The sequence below is a fragment of the Thalassovita autumnalis genome, from assembly GCF_001458255.1.
Classification (GTDB): domain Bacteria; phylum Pseudomonadota; class Alphaproteobacteria; order Rhodobacterales; family Rhodobacteraceae; genus Thalassobius; species Thalassobius autumnalis.
Window position 1 is genome coordinate 1 of sequence record NZ_CYSB01000002.1, and the last position, 1,178, is coordinate 1,178.

At 58.6% G+C, this 1,178-nt stretch carries 1 protein-coding gene; it reads right to left on the reverse strand.

Annotated features, from left to right (window positions below; genetic code table 11):
- Nucleotides 1–2: 2 nt before the first annotated feature.
- Nucleotides 3–1,178, reverse strand: a 1,176-nt coding sequence (gene tuf, locus TL5118_RS00020) for an elongation factor Tu (protein WP_058245297.1), incomplete at its 5' end; no start/stop codon positions are given.

The following is a 1,178-nucleotide window of genomic DNA, read 5'->3' on the forward strand; positions in this document are numbered from 1 at the left end:
GATTACTCGATGATTTTGGAAACAACACCGGAACCAACGGTGCGGCCGCCTTCACGGATGGCGAAGCGCAGGCCTTCTTCCATCGCGATCGGGGCGATCAGCTCGGCCGACAGTTTCAGGTTGTCGCCAGGCATAACCATCTCGGTGCCCTCGGGCAGGATGCAGGTGCCGGTCACGTCGGTGGTCCGGAAGTAGAACTGCGGACGGTAGTTCGCGAAGAACGGGGTGTGACGGCCGCCTTCTTCCTTGGTCAGGATGTAGACCTCGGCTTCGAACTTGGTGTGCGGGTTCACCGAACCCGGGGCACACAGAACCTGGCCACGCTCAACCGAGTCACGGTCAACGCCACGCAGCAGTGCGCCGATGTTGTCGCCGGCTTCACCGCGGTCCAGCAGCTTGCGGAACATTTCAACACCGGTACAGGTGGTTTTCGAGGTGTCTTTGATGCCAACGATTTCGATCTCGTCGCCAACATTGATCACGCCACGCTCAACACGGCCGGTGACAACGGTACCACGACCCGAGATCGAGAACACGTCTTCGATCGGCATCAGGAACGGCATGTCAACCGCACGCTCAGGCTGCGGGATGTACTCATCAACAGCTGCCATCAGCTCTTTGATTTTCTCTTCGCCGATCTCAGGCTTGTTGCCTTCCATCGCCGCCAGAGCCGAACCTGCGATGATCGGAATATCATCACCCGGGTAGTCATACTCGGACAGCAGCTCGCGGACTTCCATTTCCACCAGCTCCAGCAGCTCTTCGTCGTCTACCTGGTCAACTTTGTTCAGGAAAACAACCATCTTCGGGATGCCAACCTGGCGGCCCAGCAGGATGTGCTCACGGGTCTGCGGCATCGGGCCGTCAGCAGCGTTCACAACCAGGATCGCGCCGTCCATCTGGGCAGCACCGGTGATCATGTTTTTCACGTAGTCAGCGTGACCGGGGCAGTCAACGTGCGCGTAGTGACGCGACTCGGTCTCATACTCAACGTGTGCGGTCGAGATGGTGATGCCGCGGGCTTTCTCTTCAGGCGCGCCGTCGATCTGGTCATATGCCTGGAAGTCACCGAAGTATTTGGTGATTGCTGCGGTCAGCGTGGTCTTGCCGTGGTCAACGTGGCCGATGGTGCCGATGTTAACGTGCGGTTTGGAACGCTCAAACTTTTCCTTTGCCAT